This window comes from Micromonospora sp. NPDC051196 (assembly GCF_040682415.1).
In the GTDB taxonomy this organism is placed as follows: domain Bacteria; phylum Actinomycetota; class Actinomycetes; order Mycobacteriales; family Micromonosporaceae; genus Micromonospora.
The window spans coordinates 90058-108931 of sequence record NZ_JBFBAY010000006.1 but is presented as its reverse complement, the minus strand read 5'-3'; the positions used below and the strand labels follow the sequence as shown (position 1 = coordinate 108931).

The window sequence follows — 18874 nt, the reverse complement described above, 5'->3', positions numbered from 1 at the left end:
ATGTCCTCTGTCACCTCATGGACCCGGCTCGAACCGGGTGCCCGTAGCGACGATCTCGCCCCCGGCCTGCAGGCCCGGATCCACGACCCGCTCTGGATGCTGGCCCGGCAGTGGCAGTTGGGGGAGTTCACCGGCGAGGACGCCGGCTCGCCGGTGTCGGTCCGCCTGCGGGCGGAAGTCGCGCCGGTGACCCGCTACCGTCCGCACGGCGGAACCACTCGGCCGTACGACCGGGGCTCTCCCCTGGAGACGCAGGTCGAGGCCGGCTCCGCCGGCCGGCTCACCGATCCGCGGATCGCGGCCCGCGCGGGCCAGCACTTCCTGCGGCTGCTCGGTGCGGATCCGGCACTGGCCGGCTACCGGGACGGGTTCGCGGCGGCCTACCCGCTGACCCTCGACGACGCCGGTGACAGCCTGCCGGACCCTCAGAGCCGGCGCTGGTTGTCGGTGCTGGGGCGGCGGACGCCCAGTGGCGCCCGGCTACTGCCGGCGCTGCGCGCCCTGGTCGACCACGGCACGCCGCCGGCCGGGGTGGCGGTGGCCGAGGCGGACCTGCGGGCGTTGCGGTCCACGGCCCGGTCCTGGCTGACCTGGCTCGAATCGCTCGGGCTCGCCCCGGACGGTACGGACCCGGCGCCGCCGGCCTGGGATCCGTCCCGGATGGAGTACCGGTTCGAGGTGGCGGCCCGGTCCGATGGTGTCGACACGGTGTTCTCCGCCGCCGAGTACGACGGTGGCCGGCTCGACTGGTACTCGTTCAGCGTCGACATGGGTGGCTCGTTGCCGGCGACCGATCCGAGCGAGGAGCCGGCCGAGGAGATCGTCCGGACCGTGCTGCCGGCCCCGGCCGGCTATCCGGGCATGCCGGCGGCGCGCTGGTGGGAGTTCGAGGACGCGCGGGTGGACTACGGGCGGGTCGAGGCGGAGCCGACCGACCTGTCTCGGCTGCTGCTCATGGAGTACGCCACCGTCTACAGCAACGACTGGTACCTGATACCGCTGACCCTGCCGGTGGCCACCGTGGCGCGGATCGGGTCGCTGGTGGTCACCGACACGTTCGGTTTCCGGACCCTGATCCGCCCCGCCGGTGCGCTGCCCGGCGACGGCCAGGACTGGAGCATGTTCCGGCACGACGTCACCGGCCCGCAGGCAGCGGCAGGTGAGCTCTCGGACCGCTTCCTGGTCGCCCCGGCGATCGCCGACAGCCTGGAGGCCGAGCCGGTGGAGGAGGTCCGGATCTTCCGGGACGAGATGGCCAACGTTGCCTGGGCGGTGGAGAGCACGGTGGCGGGGGTGATCGGCCGTCGGGTACGCCGGCACGAGACAGCGCAACTGGCGGCTGCCGACGCCCCGGTGGGCTCCGGCGGGCCGGTGATGGCCTCCGGCGCGGGGGAGAGCGCCTACTACCGACTGGCCAGCAGCGTGCCGGAGCACTGGTTCCCGCTGCTGCCGGTGGAACCGGTCCGGGGCGCCTACCTGCTGCGCCGGGGCAGTGTTCCCCGGCACGACGCGGGGCACCCGGTAGACCCCCGGCCGTGGGGCGAACTGCTCGAACCCGGGCGGGACCTGACGATCCACTCGGAGGAGGTACCTCGCGAGGGGCTGCACGTCACCCGGGTGCACCAGCGGGTCCGCTGGTCGGACGGGTCGACGCACACCTGGATCGGTCGGCGGAAGCGGCCGGGTCGCGGCGAGGGCTCGAGCGGATTGGTGTTCGACGTCGTCGCGACCACCTGATGGACACCGCTTGCCGTACGACATCTCACCGGCCGTTCGCCTCGCAAAGATCGGTTGTCGAAAGGACAGATCCTTTACGGCGGCTACGCTTTTCTGCGACGGCGGGCAACAACTGAGACACCACTACTCCGGTCCAGCACATCGTCTGGACCGGAGTAGCGGTGCAATTGTCGACCTTCTGGATCAGACGATGTTGATGTCGCTGCACCACATGTAGGTCTGGTCCATGTGCGAGGCCTTCCAGATCACGAAGAGGACGTGGTGTCCGCTACGGCCGGACGTCGAGACGTTGAACGAGATGTTCTGCGTCGGCGCGTACCGCCCGGTCTGCGTGATCAGGTCGATGTTGCCCCAGCCGACACGCTGGGTGTTCGGGTTGAACCCCTGCCGGGTGAGGTAGACCCGGAAGAAGTCGGCGCCGTGGCTGGCCTGGTCGTAGAACTGGAGCGTGAAGTTACGGCTGACCGTGGTGGCCTTCCAGGCTCCCGGCTGGTTCAGGGTGTCGTTGCGGGACAGGGCGTTGCTGCACAGTTGCCCGTCGGGCGTACGGGCCTGGTACTGCCCGCCGAGGCCGTCGCGCAGGGCGCTCATCCAGTTCCACATGGTGTCGGGGTTGGCCTGGAACGCCCGGTAGCACATCGGGTCCTGCGTCTGCATCGCCGGATCCATGTGCTTGTTGCCCCAGGTCTTCCAGCACTGGTAGGCGCGGGTCGCCGGGTTGATGACGGTGCCGTGGGCCTGGGCGGCGCCGGTCCAGGGCAGCATTCCGACCAGCATGGTGAGCGTCAGGGCGAGCGCCTGGAGAGGTCGGCGGACGGCGGACTGCCGCCCGGATCGAGGGGGGTGATGGTGTGAATGCACGGTGCATCCTCCGTTCCGAGGCGCCCCCAGGGACGGGTTGGGAGCGCTTCCAACGACTTTGCACCGAGGATAGCGCATATTAATGATCGTCTATCTAATTTCTGTGTTCGTGGGGCGATTCGATCGCCGCCGAGATTCCATTCGCGCTGCACCGATCTGAATGGATCTCGGCGGGTCGACCGTCGATGATCGACAAATTCGCAGCCCTTTGTCGCGGGTGGTCTCGCAAGGCCCGCAGTTCGTCGTAACCGCGTGATCGCGGTCCGTGGTCGTCCGCTCGTCCCATCGGCTTCCTCCTGCCGCCGCACGCCCGGCCTCCTGCCCGCCGTGGTCCGTCGAGCCAAGTTTTCCGAGGTCAGCCTCTTGACCGGCCACCGAAGCTCGGAATATGTTCAGTGATGTCTACAGACCAACGCGGACATCAGTGAACAAGCGATGAGGGAGCGGCGTGGCTACGACTCACGAACTCACCCCCGCGGCGATCAGGGCGCTCACCCGAGAGGTCTCGGCGGCTGACGCCGAGGCCCTGCACGAGCAGATCTCGCAGCTGATGCGACAGCGCATCGAGTCGGGTGAGTGGCCGGAGCACCTGAAGTTGCCGGCGGAGCCGGAACTGGCGGCCGCGCTGAACGTCTCGCGGGGCACCGTCCGGCGGGCGATCCGGACCCTGATCGAAGCTGGCCTGCTCAAGCAGACCCGCGGCAAGGGCACCTTCGTGCGGGGGCAGATGCTGGAGCAGGAGTTCGCCCAGGAGTTGATTTCCACGGCGCAGAGCCTGGACCGGGAGGGCGTGGAGTACCAGACCCAGGTGCTGTCCGCCCGGGTCATCCAGGCACCGAGCCACATCGCCGCCCACCTCGGTCTACCTGCTGACGATCTCAGCGTGTTGGCCATCCGGCGTACCCGATCGGTCGCCGGTGAGGTGGTCTATCTGCTGGACAACTACCTCCCGACCGTTCTGTGCCCGGATCTGCCCCCGCAGATCCTTCAGGACCGGTCGCTGTTCGGAGTGCTCGAACACGATTACGGCGTGACCGTCGACTCGGTCCGGCGTACCTTCTCCGCCATACTTCCCGACGACGACGTCAGTCACGCGATGTCGCTGCGTCCGGGCATCCCGGTCCTCTACCTCGAACAAATCTCCTACCAGTCCAACGGAAACTCCGTCGAGTACTCCGACGTATGGGTACGCGGAGACCGCGTACGGATCTCCTCCTGGATCAAGCGGTAGGACCTGCCTGACACCCATCTCTGCACCACACCCCCCCCACCCCCACTCGTACCGACGGTGGTCCTCCACCGCCGTCGATACGTGCTGCCAACAGGAGACATCATGCGAAACGAGACTTCATTCAGGCTGTCCCGCCGGGGCTTGTTGACCGGCGCCCTCGGCGTCACCGGCGCGCTGGCCCTCGGTGCCTGCGCCTCCCGCGAGGGCGACACAGGCACCCCGAGCGCCACCACAGGTGGAGAAACACTCGGCGCGTCCGGCATGGAATGGGACCGCTTCAAGGGGGAGACCCTCAACCTCCTGCTCTGCGAACACTGGTGGACCTCCGCGGTCAGCAAGCGATTCCCGGAGTTCGAGGCACTCACCGGGATGAAGATCAAGGCCAACACGCTGTCCGAGGACAGCTACTACCAGCAGGCCCTGGTGGCACTCTCCTCCGGCGCCACCACGTACGACGCGCTGATGGTCGGCAACCTGCAGGCCGGGCAGTACATGAACGCCGGATGGCTGGAGCCGCTGGACACCTACTTCGGCGGCGGTGGCCTGGTCAACGCCGACTGGTTCGACACCAACGACTTCTTCGCGCCGGCCCGCAAGGCCAGCAGCCTCAACGGTGAACTCATGGCGCTGCCGCTGTCCGCGGAGGCCGGCGTGGTCATCTACCGCAAGGACCTCGCGGCCCAGGCCGGCGTCAACGGATTCCCCACCCAGGAGAGCCTGGTCGACGCGAGCGCCAAACTCTCCGCCGCCATGGAGCGTCCCTTCGCCGGCCGCGGCCGGCGCGGACTCGACATCGTGTGGACCTGGACGAACTTCTTCCTCACCCAGGGCGGCGAGTTCTACAACGGCAACACCCCGACGGTGGACAGCCCCGAGGCGGTCGCCGCCACCGAGCTGTACGTGCAGCAGCTGCTCACCAAGTACGGCCCCAAGGGTGCGTCCAACATGAGCTGGCTGGAGGCAACCGGCAGCGTCAACGAGGGCCGGGCGGCCCTCTACACCGACGCCAGCGGACTGCTGTCGGTGGTGCTCGACAAGAACAGCAGCAAGCACACCGACCAGATCGCCGTGTCCCGGTGGCCCGACAGCGCCGCCGCCAAGGCCGCCCCGAACTACTGGTACTGGATGGCCGGCATCCCCAAGGCGTCCCGTAAGAAGGAGCAGGCCGCCCTCTTCTACGCCTGGGCGATGAGCAAGGAGACCGCCACCTCGGTCAGCGCCGAGTCGGGCAGCCCGTCGGCCCGCGAGTCGGTGTGGTCGAACGACGACTTCCTCTCCTTCTACCCCGGCGACATGTCGAAGGAGATCGTCGCCAACCTCCAGGCCGTACAGCCGGACCGGGTTCCGTACGCCCGGCCCACCTTCCCGAGCGAGGCCGACGCCCTCTCCCTCGAACTGATCAAGGTGCTGGTGGACGGCAAGGATCCGAAGCGTGCCATGGCCGACGCGGCAGCCGCGATGGCCCGAGCGGGCCGATGAGCCGCCGTCCCGCCGGCCTGACCGGCCGGCGTCGTCCACGCCGAACGAGGTTGTGATGTCAGCAGACCGAACAGCTGTGCTGTCGCGGCAGGCCGCCGGCTCGACGCCGGCGGCACCGCCGGGCACCGCCGGGCGTACGCCCCGACCGGACGACCGGCGCAGCAGAAGACTGTTCCTCATCGGCATGCTCGCCCCGATGACCGTGCTGCTGCTGGCGTTCACGGTCTACCCGTTCGTGTCGGTGCTGGTCAACTCGCTGCGGCACAACAACCTGACCCGCCCCGACGAGCAGGGCTTCGCCGGGCTGACCAACTTCACCAACACCATCGGGGAACCGGGCCTGCTCCGGGCGCTGCTGCTCACCGTCGGCATGGTCCTGGTCGCCGTGGTCGCCGAGTTCCTCCTGGGTACCCTCGCCGCCTCGCTGCTGTGGCGACCGCTGCGCGGCAGCCGCCTCTACCTGGCCCTGCTCGTGTTGCCGTTCGGCGCGACACCGGTCGCGGCGTACCTGTCCTGGCGGCTGATGCTCAACCCGGACGGCGGACAGATCAACGCCGCCCTGGCGGGGCTCGGGCTACCCACACCGGGCTGGACGTCGGAGCCCATGCTGGCCGTGGTCGCCCTCGTGGTGGTCGACATCTGGCAGTGGGCGCCGTTCATCACCCTGGTCATGCTCGCCGGCCTGAAGTCCCTGCCGGACGAGACGTTCGAAGCGGCCGCACTCGACGGCGCGAGCGCCCTGCAACGGCTGGTCCGCATCGCGCTGCCGATGCTCAAGCCACTGGTGGCCTTCGTCGTCACGATCCGCGCGATCGACGCGGTCCGTACCTTCGACTCCATCTGGATCATCACCGGGGGAGGGCCGGGCGCGGCGACCGAGACGCTTGTCGTACGCATCTACCGGACCGCCTTCAACGACCTGCACATCGGTGAGGCGTCCGCGCTCGGCCTGCTGCTGCTCGTCGTCCTGTTCATCGTCGGGAAACGGTTCGCCGCACCCGCGCTGCAACGGTTGGAGCACTAGTGCACGAGACTCGAAAAGGGCGGGTGCTGCGCACCGCGGCGATCTGGGCCCTCATCCTCTGGTCGATCATGCCGTTCGCCTTCATGCTCCGCGTCGGCTTCGCCGCTCCCAGCGACATCCACGGCGGTGCGCCGGACTGGCTCGCCCCGCTGTACATGTTCAACTTCGTCGACCTGTTCGGCGACGCCGAGTTCATGGGGGCGATCGGGCGGTCGGTTCTCGTCGCGGTGGTGTCCTCCGCGATCGCCATCGCCGCCGCCACACCGGCCGCGTACGCCTGCGCCCGCATGCAGTTCAAGGGCCGGTCGGACTTCGAGTTCTGGGTGCTGTCGACCCGGATGCTCCCGGCGGTCGTCGTGGTCATCCCGTACTTCGTCCTGTTCCGCCAGATCGGCGGCATCGACACGGTGTGGGCGCTGACCGTGATGCACACGGTGGTCAACCTCGCGGTGACCTTCTTCCTGCTCCGCAGCTTCTTCGCGGACCTGCCGGCCGCGGTCTTCGAGGCCGCCGACCTCGACGGCTGCTCGGAGACCAGGAAATTCATGAGCGTGGCGTGGCCGATGGTGCGCAACGGGGTCGCGGCTGCGGCCGTGCTGAACTTCATCTTCTCCTGGAACGAGTTCGTCTTCGCCCTCACGCTGGCCAGCGGCGAAGCGAAGACCGTCTCGGTGGCGATGCTGGGGTTCATGCAGTTCCAGTCGGTGGCGGTCGGCCCGATGATGGCCGCGGGAACCCTGGCCGTACTTCCCGTCGCCGTCGTGCTCTTCCTCGCGCAGAAGCAGCTGGTCACCGGCATGAGCTTCGGGGCGGTGAAGGGATGACCGAGGTCGTGTGCGTCGTGGACGCCGGCACCACCGGTATCCGCTGCGCGCTGGTCGACGATCAGGGCACGGTGCACGGTCAGCACAGCCGCGAACTGGTCATCGACCACCCATACCCGGGCCACGCCGAACAGTCGCTGCCGGCAATGTGGGACGCGACCGCACAGCTGCTTCGGGACATCCAGGCACTCGCCGCACAGGCCGGGCATCGCATCGTCGCGCTCACCCTGGCCACCCAGCGGGCCTCCGTTGCCGGACTCGACAAGGACCTGCAACCGGTCACCCCGCTGGTGCTCTGGATGGACCAGCGCGGTGCCGGCGAGCTGGCGACCATGCGCCGGTCGGTGGACGCGCACACCTACAGCCGAGAGTCCGGCATGCCGCTGAGCACCATGCCGGCCCTGGCCACCCTCGTCTGGCTGCGCAGACACGCCCCGCAGGAGTACGCGGCCTCGGCGTACTTCGTCGGTGTCCAGGAGTGGCTGCTGCACAAGCTGGCCGGCGGCCCGCCGCAGGTCGACCGCAGCTGCGCGTCCTGGGTCGGGCTGCTGAACCTGCGCCAAGGACGCTGGAGCGCAGACCTGCTGGACGCGTTCGACATCGGCGAGGACCGGCTGCCCGCGCTGCGCGCCTGCTCCGACGTCGCCGGTCGACTTCTCGACGAGGTGGCCGACCTGACGGGCCTGCCACGCCGGCTGCCCGTCTACGTCGGCGGCGGTGACCAGCAGTGCTCGGCGGCCGGCGGCGGCGGCGTGCGTCCCGGTGCCGCCACCGTCAATCTCGGCACCTCGGCGACGATGGTCTTCCCGGCCACTGCCCGCGACGCCCCCGAGGTCGCAGGATTCGTCCGCGCCGCACACATCGTCGAGGACCACGTGTCGGTCGAGGGAACCATTCCCGCCTGCGGATCGGTGCTTCGCTGGCTGCGAACGCTACTGCGCTACGGCGACGACGACGCGGCGTACGAGCGGATGTCCGCCGACGCCGACGCGGTCGAACCAGGCGCGCGGGGCCTGCTGTTCGCACCGACCATGGCGGGCGTCGGAACCCCGCACTGGACAGCGGCGAGCGGCCGGATGAGCGGCCTGGACTTCGCGCACGGACCGGGCTTTCTCGTCCGCGCCGCGATGGAAGGCATCGCCCTACAGGTCCGCGACGTGCTGCGGCACCTGCCGCCCGCACTGGCCGGGCCGACGTTGACCGCGATCGGCGGCGGCGCCCGTTCCACCGTGTTCTGCCAGGTCCTGGCCGACGTCACCGGCACAACCGTCGAGGTGCCGGCGGGTGATCCGCAGGCGGCACCACTGCGGGGTGCGGCCCTGTCGGCCTGGGTGGGCCTCGGCCGCTACGACGACCTTCCGCACGCTGCCGGACCGCTGCTCACCGCTGCTCGACGCCATCGGCCCGACCCCACCACCGCCCCTGTTTACGACGCGCTGTACAGCCGCTACCTCGACATGTCGGGCCTGGCCGCGGCGTGACGAGCACAAGCAAGGAGAACCTGGAAATGGAAGCCCACCCTACCGACGAGCAGTCGATGCGGGCGTTGATGCTGACCGGTGACCAGCAATCGGTCGTACGCCAGGTGCCACGCCCGGTGCCGGCCCACGACGAGGTGCTGGTACGGGTAACCGTGTCCGCGGTGTGCGGCAGCGACCTGCCGCACTACCGCAAGTCGGCGCAGGAACTCGGCCACCGGCTGCACACGGTCCCGGGCCACGAGGCGGTGGGAGTGATCGCCCAGGCCGCCGCCAGCGGCGACGGACCGGCCGAAGGCACCCGGGTCATCGTCTACCAGCACTCGGGCTGCGGCGACTGCACCTTCTGCCTCAGCGGTGAGCCGATGTTCTGCGCCGACCGGCGCACCCTGGGCAACCACCGCAGCGGAGCGGACGCCGAATACCTCACCGCGCCGGCCACCGGCGTCCTGCCCGTACCCGACGACCTCAGCGACGCCATGGCGGCCCTGATCGCCTGCAACTTCGGCACCGCGTACTCGGCCTTCCGCAAGTCCGGGGTCGCGGTGGGCGACCGGGTGGCGGTGTTCGGCCTCGGGCCGGTGGGCTGCTGCGTGGTGGCCCTCGCGGCGGCCGCCGGAGCTGAGGTGTTCGCCGTCGACCCGATCGAGGGGCGGCGGGACCTGGCCAAGACCCTCGGCGCGGGTACGGCCATCGACCCGATCGCGCAGGACCCGGTCGCCGCCGTCGCGGCCGTGACCGAGGGGCGCGGACCCGAGGTCATCTTCGAATGCTCCGCCAATCCGACCGCACAGACCCAGGTGATGAAGCTGGCCCGGCCGCACGGCACCGTCGTGCTGCTCGGCGCCAACAACAGCATGGAGATCGACCCCGGGGTCGACGTGATCCGCAAGGAACTGCGGGTCATCGGCAGTTGGGTCTTCACGCAGCCCGAGTTCCCGGCGGTCCTCCGAGCGGCCCGCAGTCTCCCCGCCCTGCAGCACCTCATCACCGACCCCTTCCCCGCGCAGCGGGCCCCCGACGCGCTGGCCGCGGCTGACGCCGGGCACATCGGGAAGGTGCTGATCGACTGGTCGTGACCCGAGCAGGCGCACGTCCCGCTCCGTCGAATCCTCTTCACCACCCTCCCGGTTCCACCCCACCCGTGCGGTTCTAGGCGTACGACGCCGACCGCAGGGTGCCGCACGTCCGCAGAAGGAGATACCGCAATGACTTCCGCCCCCACCGCCCTGCCCGCCGACTTGACCCCGGCCGCCCTCGCGCCGTACATCCAACACACGCTGATCGAGGTGGGCACCACCCGGGATCGCATGATCAAGCACGCCGAGGAGGCCCTGGCCCACGGCTTCAACGCCGCGATGGTGCCCGGTTCCTGGGTGCCGGTCGTCGCCGACGTGCTGCGCGGCAGCAGCGTCCAGGTCGCCTCCGCGCTCGACTTCCCGACCGTCGGGGTGACCACCAGCGCCGGGAAGGCGTACGAGGCGGAGAGCCTGGTGCGCGCCGGTGCCGAACAGATCGACATCGGAGTCCAGATCGGCTGGCTGAAGAGCGGCATGTACGACGAGTTCCGCGAGGACATCGCGGGTGTCGTCCGCGCGTCCGGGGTCCCGGTCAAGGTGATGCTCGAGCTGCCGCTGCTGACCGAGGCCGAGCGCGAGACCGCCATCGAACTGTCCATCGAGGCGGGCGCCGCGTACCTGAAGAACGCCAGCAGCGGCGCGATCGAGGTCGCCAACCCCGCCAGCATCGGCTACCTGGTGGGACGCGCCGCCGGCCGGAGCAGGGTCAAGGCATCCGGCAGCATCAAGTCCTACACCCAGGCCGTGGCACTGCTGCGCGCCGGCGCCGAACTCCTCGGCACCAGCGCCGGCATCGCGATCGTGACGGACACCGCCAACGAGAAAACCGTCAGCTACTGAACGGATGACCGCACCCAGGGCGTCGGTTGCCGGGCGTCGTCGGATCCGCCGACGCCAACGGCGACCGACGCCCTGGGGAGTTCGGCAGACGTACAGATCCGACACCATCCTTGCTGAGCGCGGCCGGTGAACAGGTGACGACCAATTGTGGGGAGAGGCACGATAGGTTGTCGTCCGGGCGTCGCGGTTGCTGGAGGGTGCGTCGGCATGACGACGGTAGTGTTCGTTCACGGTACCGGGGTCCGTCAGCCCCACTTCGATGCGACGTTCGCCCGGGTCACCGCCGAGATAGCGAATGTCGACGGATCGGTACCGGTCCTGCCGTGTTACTGGGGTGAGCCCCACGGAGCCCGACTGTCGCGCGACGGAGCGTCCATCCCGGACGGCATGCGTCCACGCGGGACGGATGACGACTCGCTCGACGACGGCGAGGTGCGACGATGGGCGTTGCTGGAGATCGACCCGCTGTTCGAGTTGCGGCTCATCGCCGCCACCGGCGCCGGGGCTCGCGAGGTGGCCCCGCACACGGTGCCACCTGGTAGGCGTATCCGGCAGGCGGCACTGGAACTGCCCACCAGTCCACAGGTGCGCGAGGCCGCTGGTCGCGCCGGCCTGGCAGAGACCTTCGATCCAGCCGTCACCACCGTCCTCGGTGCGCCGGTCACCGCCGACGCGCTCGCCGCAGGGCAGCAGACCGAGCTGGCCACCGCCCTGGCGGCGGCCATCGTGGCCGAAGCCATGACCCGTGCCGACCAGCAGGCCGGTGGGCCCGTCCCGCTGATCGGGCAACGGCGCGACGCCCTCGTCGAGCTGCTGGTCGCGCAATTGCATGGAGACGCTCGTGCGATGATGGGACGGGCCGTGATGGCCGGTGCCCAGTTGGCCGCCACGCTCGGAGCGACCCGCCCGGCGGAACGACGACGGCTCGCGCTGACCAGTGCGGTGAGCCCGGCGGCCGGCGACATCATGGTGTATCTCGCCCGGGGTGCCGCGATCAGGGAGCACATCACCACGACCGTGGCGGCGGTGGATGACGACGTCGTCCTGCTGGCCCACAGCCTTGGTGGCATCGCCTGCGTGGACGTCCTGGTGGACGCCCCGCCGGCGAACGTACGGGGCCTGATCACGGTCGGCTCGCAGGCCCCGTACCTGCACGAACTCGGTGCCCTGCCGAGTCTGCCGCCCGCCGCACCGCTACCGGACACCTTCCCCGTCCCGTGGATCAACATCTTCGACCGGCGGGACCTGCTGGCCTTCCTGGCGGAACCGATCTTCGGTGAGCGGGTACGTGACGTGGAGGTGGACAACGGCGTCCCGTTCCCCCGCTCGCACAGCGCCTACTTCGCCAACCCGGCCGTGTATGCCGTGCTTCGGCACGTGATGTCGGCGGTACGAGAATGACCGACCGTGCCCCTCAGGTGCGCGCGGTCGTCGTGGGCGTCGAACGCTACGACGTCGGCGCCGAGTGGAACCTCGACGGGCCGGTGCGCGACGCGTGCCGGTACGTGCAGTGGCTGCGCGGGCATGGCGTCGACGACGAATCGGTCACCCTGCTCGCCTCCCCGCTGCCGGGTAACGAGGCGCCCCTGGCGCAGTTGGGCCTACCGGTGCGGCCGGCCGAGCAGGCGGTCGTGTACGACGTGCTGACCAGGGAGCTGCCCGCCGACGAGGCGGACCTGCTCATCGTCGTGTGGGGCGGGCACGGAGTGATCGACGGTGACGGCAATCGGCGGTTGTTCTACGCCGACGCCACGGTCCCGGACAAACGCAACCTGGACCTCAACGCGCTGATGCGCACACTGATGACAGCCTATTTCCCCCACCCACGCCACCAGCTGCTCGTGGTGGACGCCTGCCAGAACCTCGTCTCCGAGTTGCAGTACGTCAACCTCCTGCCCCACCAGACGCTGCCGACACATCCAACGTTGATGCCCGGACGCGACCAGCACGCGCTCGTCGCCGCCAGCCCCGGCGAGCTGGCTCTGAACGACTCCACCCGCCGTACGGGCCTGTTCTCCGACGAGCTGCTCCAAGCCCTCGCCGATCCGGCCGCCGGATGGCCACCGGATGTCGACCAGCTCGCCACCCACCTCGACCGGCGCTTCACCCAGCTGCGGGCAGCGGGCGCCACCAGCCAGCGCCCACCGTACCTGTGGCAACGCACCCCGGCCCGCGAGGGCGTGGTGTTCGACCTGGGAACGGCCCGTCCTGCACGGATGTCCCTGGCGGCGCTCGGCGCCATCGTCGATGCCATGCTCGACGTGGACGAACTGGCGAGCGTGCCGAACCTGCAGCAGTTCATCAGCCTGCTGCCGTCGGACATCCGCGGCGCCGTGCCCTATGCCGGCAGCCCTCGGATGGACCTGGTCAGACTGTTGCGCACCTGTGAGATGTACGAGACGGGACGGGAGGCGCTGACGACGGTGCTGAGCCTCGCCATGGCCAACCGCGCCGATCTGACCCGGACCCTTGACGCCTTGGACCGGCATTGGCCGGCGTAGCCGACGCCGTGCGGGCGGCCTGGGAGTCCGGATCCCTCCAGGCGTTGGTGACCAGCCTGGAGAACGTCGAGGAGTTGGTGGAGCCGCACGCACGTTCCCTCCTGATCAGTCTTGTCGAGACGGAACTGCGGGCGGAGGAGCCCGCGATGTGCCTCTCGGTGGCGCGCAGCCCGGTACGCCGCCTGGACCTGGTCGCACTGACCCGGGAATGCCTGCGGGTTCGAGGCGGTGTACGCGCACTGCGCGCCGCCGCCCTGGTGCTGTTCGACAGGGCTGGCCCTGCCGGCGTCCTGCTCGCCGAGTGCGACCGGGTGCTGGAGCTGGAGCCCAGCCTCCTCACCGAGGACGACCGGGCCGGACTGTTCGACCTGCTCGACGGCATCTCGCTCACCGCACACGCGGACGTGCCAGCACTGTTCGTCGAGGCGACACGACCGGTTCCTGTGCACACGGCAGCGTCCACCATGGTCGGCGCGGTACACCAGTTGGAACGTCGCGGCACGGCCGTGCCGCTCCTGCGGTTCCTGGAGCTGCTGGCCAACCACAGCGAGCACAGCGCAACGGTCGACGACCTCCGCGGCTGGATCGACGCGCACCTCGACCTGGTCGAGGCGCATCGCCGCGCCGAGGTGACCGGACTGCGCAACGCCGTTCGGTCCGTCGACGCAAAGGCGCGGACCTGCCTGCTGGTGCGGGTCGAGCCGGCCGAAGATGACACCTACCTGGCGATGGCGTGGCTCAGCCAGACCGATGCACCCTTCGGGCCCAACTGCGGCCCCGAGGAGATCGTCACCCTCGACGAGCTGCAGCGGTGGCTGCGTGAGTTCATCGCGCGCTATGCCCACGGCGCGCTCGATCCTCGGCGGCGACCACTCATCGAGTTCGCCCTACCACCCAGCCACCTCAACGAGCCCGTCGACACCTGGCGGTTGGCCGGCGGCGAACGACTGGGCGCGCTGTACCAGGTCATCGTGCGGCCACTGACGCGGCCGGCTGCGGCCCTGCCACTGCTGGAGGATCGCTGGAAGGTGCTGGTCGCCGGCGCGCGGGTCGACAGCCCCGCACCGGAGTCGATGCGCTGGCTGCACTCCACCGGCAGTGTTTCGGCCGAGCCCGCCGACTGTTCGGGGTGGGCGTGGATGGCCGTGACCTGCCCGCTGGTCGGACGGCAGCCGGCCGCCGTCGACGCGGTGCTGTCCACCGGAACGCCGGTGGCCGTGTGGCTACGCGGCGACCACGCCGAACCGTCGCGCCGCGCGGTGCTGGAAGGGCTGTCACGGGGCCGCCTGGTCACCCAGCTTCCGGACGCCGTACGTAAGTTCCGCGAGAACGGCTGGCACGGCGACAGTCACCACCGGGACCTTGTCCTGCTGTGGGATGACCCGACCCGGCCACCACCTTCGAGTTACCTGGTCAACGCTCCGGAGCGGAGGACATAGCGTGCCCGCAAACAGTTGGTGTATCTACCGTGGCCACGGCGAACCGCACGACGGCATCGTCCGGCTACCCCCACCACCGAACTGGCGTCGCTTCGACGGTGGCCCGCCACTGCCCATTCCGGGTGACCGCAGCACCGGAGCATTGCGGCGCCTCGGCGTCACCGACGTGTCCGTCACCGCCCGACAGAGCGTCGTGGAGATGGTCAACGCGGCACTCTACCTGCGCCGCCCGCTGCTGGTCACCGGCAAACCGGGGGTGGGCAAGTCGTCGCTGGCCTACCAGGTGGCGCACGAACTGAAGCTCGGACCGGTGCTGAGCTGGCCCATCTCCAGCCGCTCCACCCTGCGGGAGGGTCTCTACGAGTACGACCCGATCGGCCGTCTGCGCGACGAGAACATCCGCCAGCTCGCCGCACGCGACCACCCCGACCCCGACACCGACGCCACCATCGGCAGCTACCTGACGCTGGGCCCACTGGGGACGGCGCTGCTGCCGTTCGAGCTGCCCCGGGTCCTGCTCATCGACGAGATCGACAAAAGCGATGTCGATCTGCCCAACGACCTTCTCAACGTGTTGGAGGACGGCGAGTACGTCGTCGCCGAACTACGCCGGCTGGCCGGCCAGCAACCCGAAATCGAGGTGCAGACCGCCGACCCGGGCGGTCGGGCGGTGGTCCGCGAGGGCCGGGTGCAGTGCCGAGCGTTTCCCTTCATCGTGCTCACCAGCAACGACGAGCGGGAGTTCCCACCGGCGTTCCTGCGCCGCTGCCTGCGTCTGACTCTCACCGAGCCGGACACCGAGCAGCTGTCTGCCATGGTCGCCGCCCACCTCGGACCCGACATCGCCGCCCGCGCGACCCAGATGATCGAACAGTTCGCGGCCCAACGTAACGGGCCGGGCTCCTACGCCACCGACCAGTTGCTCAGCGCCGTCTACCTGCGGTACGCCTCAACCGATGAGGAGAACGACAGCGGGATGCTCGACTCGGTGACCGAACATCTCCTGGGTGACCTCAACTCGCCCGGGCCGGCGTAATCCGACATGACCGCGCTGCCTGACCTCATCGCCGCGTTGCGTTCCGCCGGGCTGGACACCACCGCGGTCGACATCGCCGAGACGCTCTGGCTCGCACAGATCATCGACGCCCCGGTCTCGTTCGTCGCCCGGACGCGCAGCGATGCGTCGCATCACCCACCACCACCGACCGACGCGGTGCTGAGCATGCCGGTGACCGCGACGCCGCCACCGGCCGACCCCGGCGCCGAGCTGCATCCCTCGACCGCAGACGATCACCTGGCCAGCGGGGCACCGAACACCCTGGCGCTGCGTAGCCCCGGTGTGCCCGCTCTGCCGCACGCCCTCGCGCTGGGACGAGCCCTGCGCCCGCTACGCCGGTACGTGCCCTCGTCCCGGGTGTTCGACCTGGACGAGGAGGAGACCGCCAATCGCATCGCCCACGAGCGACTCTGGATTCCGATGTTCCGGCCCCGGCCGGAACTGGAAGCCGACCTCGCGCTGATCGTGGACTCGTCTCCCTCCATGGCCGTATGGCAGCCCACCCTCCGCGAACTGCTCCTGCTCATGCAGCGGATCGGCGCGTTCCGCATCATCCGCGACTACTGCCTCGACAGCGATCGCGACGGTGAGCTGGCACTGCTACCCCGAGGCTCGCGGGTCGCCTCCGCCATCGATCCCGACTCCGTCACCGACCCCACCCGCCGCAGAATCATCATCGTCGTCACCGACGGCGTCGGCGCGGCCTGGCACGACGGTCGGATGGACATCCAGCTGCAACGCTGGGCCCGGGTCAACCGACTGCAGGTACTGTGCGTGCTACCTCGCCGGATGTGGAACGCCACGGGGCTACGCACCCGGACCGCCACCAGCGACCGGCCGGCGCACCGGGAGGCCCGGGCGCCGGTCCCCGTCCTGGAACTCTCCCTGCCCGCCATCCGTCGGCGCGGCCCGAAGATCGGACGCGCCCAGGGAGCGGCCACCCTGCTGCCACCTGACGACACCGGCACCCGACAACCTGACGCCACTGGTCCGGCGGAACTTCTCCGGCGATTCCTGAACGTGGCCTCGCCCACCGCACAGCGGTTGGCAGGCTACCTCGCCGCCGCGCCGTTGACTCTGCCCACCATGCGGCTGGTCCAACAGGTCATGTTGCCCGACTCCGCTCCCACCCATCTCGCGGAGGTCTACCTCAGCGGCCTGATCTACCAGCCCACCCCGGCCGGTCCGGACGACGACATCGACACCGTGCAGTTCGAGTTCCGTCCCGGGGTGCGCGAACTGCTGCTCGATTCCACCGATCGCGCCGAGGCGGTACGGGTGCTCACCCTGATGTCGACGTACGTGACCGATCGGTTCGGCCGCCAGATCCTCGACTTCCCTGCGTTGCTTCGTGCCCCCGAGACAGCGGAGGTCCCCGAGCTGACGTCGGGCACGCTGCCGATCGCCCGGATCGCTGCGCCCGTGCTACGCGGCCTCGGTCCGCGGTTCGCCGGCCTCGCTGACCGCCTGGAGGCGAAAACACACAGCAGCGGCGGAGCGAGGACTGTCGTTGAGCAGCGGGCCGGTGAGGCGCCGGAAGCGCCACCTGCACGAATGGTCCTCAGTATCGACATCGTCGGCTACGCCGCCGGTAACGCCTCTCAGCAGCGGGCCGTCTTCCGACTGTTGAACAGGATGGTCGACGCGGCCTTGCGGGAAATGGGTGTCGAGTTCGACGACACCGAGCGCCACATGGTCGGCGACGGGTGGCTTGTCGTCCTGCCGCCACATACGGAGCAGGCCCCTGCTCTCGCAGCCCTGCTCCACTCCATGGCCGAACACCTACACCTAGACCGTCACCGATACGCCGAGCAGCTGCGGCTCCGGGTGGGCGCCTCCGCCAGTTCGTTCGTACGCAGTGCCTCCGGCAACGCTCTGGTAGAGGCTGTTCGGCTGTGCAACTGCGCCCAGGTACGCCAGGTAATGGCCGACCGCCCCGACCTGCTGCTCGTCGCCGCAGTCTCCGACCAGCTCTACACCGAGGTGGTTCGGGCAGCGGGCACCTTACCGGTGCGGCAGGGCAACATGGCGGTCCTGGATCCGCGCGCATTCCGGCGCATCGACGTCGCGACCAAGGGCTACCAGGGCGTCGCCTGGCTGTGGACGGACGCTGCCGGGGCTGCGGAACCCTCGTCGACGACCGTCGCGCCGGCCGCCATGACACCGCCATCAGCGGACATCGACCTGCTGTCCACGCTGACCGCTCGCGAGCGCGAGGTGCTGGCGGCGCTGGCTGAGGGACTGACCAACCGCGAATTAGGCCAACGGCTTTTCATGTCCGAGCGCACCGTGGGCGTACACGTGAGCCACATCTTCGACAAACTTCAGGTGCGAACCCGTGTCCAGGCGACCGCGATCTACCTCCGCCACGAGCAACAGGCGACAAGCGAGATGCTGCCCGCGCTGACGGTTGCGCCACCAGAGCGAGGGCCGGTGGCCACGGCGAGCAGGCGGGCCCAGTTTGTCGCTGCGCTCGCCGAGCTGTACCGCGCGGCGGGTTCGCCGCCGATGCGCCGGATCACCGCCAGGATCCGCGCCCGCCACGACAAGCCCGGCAGGATCGCTATTGCGACCGTTTACGCGTTGTTGTACGGCCGGACGTTAGCCGACTGGTCCACGGTGAACGCCGTTGTCCGTGTGCTGGCATCGATGGCGAAGCATCCCTATCGCAATCCCGAGGAGGAGGCCGCCCGGCTCCACGATCTTTGGCTCGTGGCGATCGATCCTTCCGAGCTACCGACGGAGGCCGCCGGTCAAGGCTCCTCGTCCACCGTCCAGCACCTGGACACCCTCGCTGCCCCGACCAGCTCCACCACCGATCCTGACCTGCTCGACGAGGTGCTAACCCTGCCCAACGTTCACCTCGTGATCGACGGCCACCACGTCGTCGGTTCCGGTTCCGGTTCCGGTTCCGGCGAGATGGTACGGCAGCGCAACCAGCTGATTGCCGATCTCGGGAAACTGGCCACTCGGACGGACACCGAGGTGAGCGTCGTCTTCGACATGGCCGAAAGCACTGGCCCTCTACCAGCGTCGCCGCGCGGCGTGCGGATCCTCTTTCCCCGCAGAGGGGACGCCACCGGCGAGCTCATCGGCCGGCTCGTGCGCGCGGAACCTGCCGACCGTCGCGTCGTGACCATCTCCTCCGAGCGCGAAACAGCCGATGGCGAGCGCCGTCCCAACACCTACTCGTACAGTCCCGACGCCCTGCTGCGCCTCCTCGCCCACTACGCCTCGGAAGACTCGGGGTAACGAGGTCGGGTTCGGCTCACCCGGGCCCCCGATGCGGTGCAGCCGTCCCGGGTGAGCCGGACGTCGTGAGCC

14 protein-coding genes are annotated in these 18874 nt (G+C 69.6%); 13 read left to right on the top strand and 1 reads right to left on the bottom strand.

The features are described from left to right. Nucleotides 1-1737, top strand: a complete 1737-nt coding sequence (locus tag AB0M35_RS14645) for a hypothetical protein (protein WP_363745404.1) — start codon at nt 1-3, stop codon at nt 1735-1737. A 183-nt stretch (nt 1738-1920) separates the two neighbouring features. Here the strand turns inward: AB0M35_RS14645 and AB0M35_RS14640 are convergent, their stop codons facing one another. Next, a complete protein-coding gene (locus AB0M35_RS14640; RefSeq protein WP_363745403.1) occupies nt 1921-2598 on the bottom strand; it encodes a lytic polysaccharide monooxygenase in 678 nt (225 codons plus the stop codon). A 448-nt stretch (nt 2599-3046) separates the two neighbouring features. On the opposite strand from AB0M35_RS14640, the gene AB0M35_RS14635 reads away from it, so the two are divergent. From AB0M35_RS14635 to AB0M35_RS14580, 12 genes are all read left to right on the top strand, one after another. After that, nucleotides 3047-3829 (top strand): GntR family transcriptional regulator, encoded by a 783-nt coding sequence (locus AB0M35_RS14635; RefSeq protein ID WP_363745401.1) that lies wholly within the window; start codon nt 3047-3049, stop codon nt 3827-3829. Between the two features lie 102 nt (nt 3830-3931). Next, the gene (locus AB0M35_RS14630) at nt 3932-5308 is read left to right on the top strand and encodes an extracellular solute-binding protein (protein ID WP_363745399.1); all 1377 of its coding nucleotides are present in this window, start codon (nt 3932-3934) and stop codon (nt 5306-5308) included. 55 nt (nt 5309-5363) lie between these two features. Then, the gene (locus AB0M35_RS14625) at nt 5364-6332 is read left to right on the top strand and encodes a sugar ABC transporter permease (protein ID WP_363745397.1); all 969 of its coding nucleotides are present in this window, start codon (nt 5364-5366) and stop codon (nt 6330-6332) included. After that, nucleotides 6332-7156, top strand: a complete 825-nt coding sequence (locus AB0M35_RS14620; protein WP_363745395.1) for a carbohydrate ABC transporter permease — start codon at nt 6332-6334, stop codon at nt 7154-7156. Before AB0M35_RS14625 ends, AB0M35_RS14620 begins: the two co-directional genes overlap by 1 nt. Then, nucleotides 7153-8637, top strand: coding sequence for an FGGY family carbohydrate kinase (locus AB0M35_RS14615; RefSeq protein ID WP_363745393.1), 1485 nt, complete (start codon nt 7153-7155; stop codon nt 8635-8637). The genes AB0M35_RS14620 and AB0M35_RS14615 overlap by 4 nt, the downstream gene beginning before the upstream one ends. A 26-nt stretch (nt 8638-8663) precedes the next feature. Next, nucleotides 8664-9713, top strand: a complete 1050-nt coding sequence (locus AB0M35_RS14610) for a zinc-binding dehydrogenase (protein ID WP_363745391.1) — start codon at nt 8664-8666, stop codon at nt 9711-9713. A gap of 129 nt (nt 9714-9842) precedes the next feature. After that, a complete protein-coding gene (deoC, locus tag AB0M35_RS14605) occupies nt 9843-10553 on the top strand; it encodes a deoxyribose-phosphate aldolase (RefSeq protein ID WP_363745389.1) in 711 nt (236 codons plus the stop codon). A gap of 207 nt (nt 10554-10760) precedes the next feature. Further along, nucleotides 10761-11954, top strand: a complete 1194-nt coding sequence (locus AB0M35_RS14600; RefSeq protein ID WP_363745387.1) for a hypothetical protein — start codon at nt 10761-10763, stop codon at nt 11952-11954. Next, the gene (locus tag AB0M35_RS14595) at nt 11951-13054 is read left to right on the top strand and encodes a caspase family protein (protein ID WP_363745385.1); all 1104 of its coding nucleotides are present in this window, start codon (nt 11951-11953) and stop codon (nt 13052-13054) included. The genes AB0M35_RS14600 and AB0M35_RS14595 overlap by 4 nt, the downstream gene beginning before the upstream one ends. Beyond that, nucleotides 13042-14493: a hypothetical protein gene (locus tag AB0M35_RS14590; RefSeq protein ID WP_363745383.1), complete on the top strand. Its 1452-nt coding sequence runs from the start codon at nt 13042-13044 to the stop codon at nt 14491-14493. The genes AB0M35_RS14595 and AB0M35_RS14590 overlap by 13 nt, the downstream gene beginning before the upstream one ends. 1 nt (nt 14494) lies before the next feature. Next, nucleotides 14495-15529: a MoxR family ATPase gene (locus AB0M35_RS14585; protein ID WP_363745381.1), complete on the top strand. Its 1035-nt coding sequence runs from the start codon at nt 14495-14497 to the stop codon at nt 15527-15529. 6 nt (nt 15530-15535) lie between these two features. Continuing rightward, nucleotides 15536-18802 carry a response regulator transcription factor gene (locus AB0M35_RS14580; protein WP_363745379.1) on the top strand — a complete coding sequence of 1089 codons (3267 nt, stop codon included), beginning with the start codon at nt 15536-15538 and terminating at the stop codon, nt 18800-18802. The last annotated feature ends 72 nt before the right edge of the window (nt 18803-18874 follow it).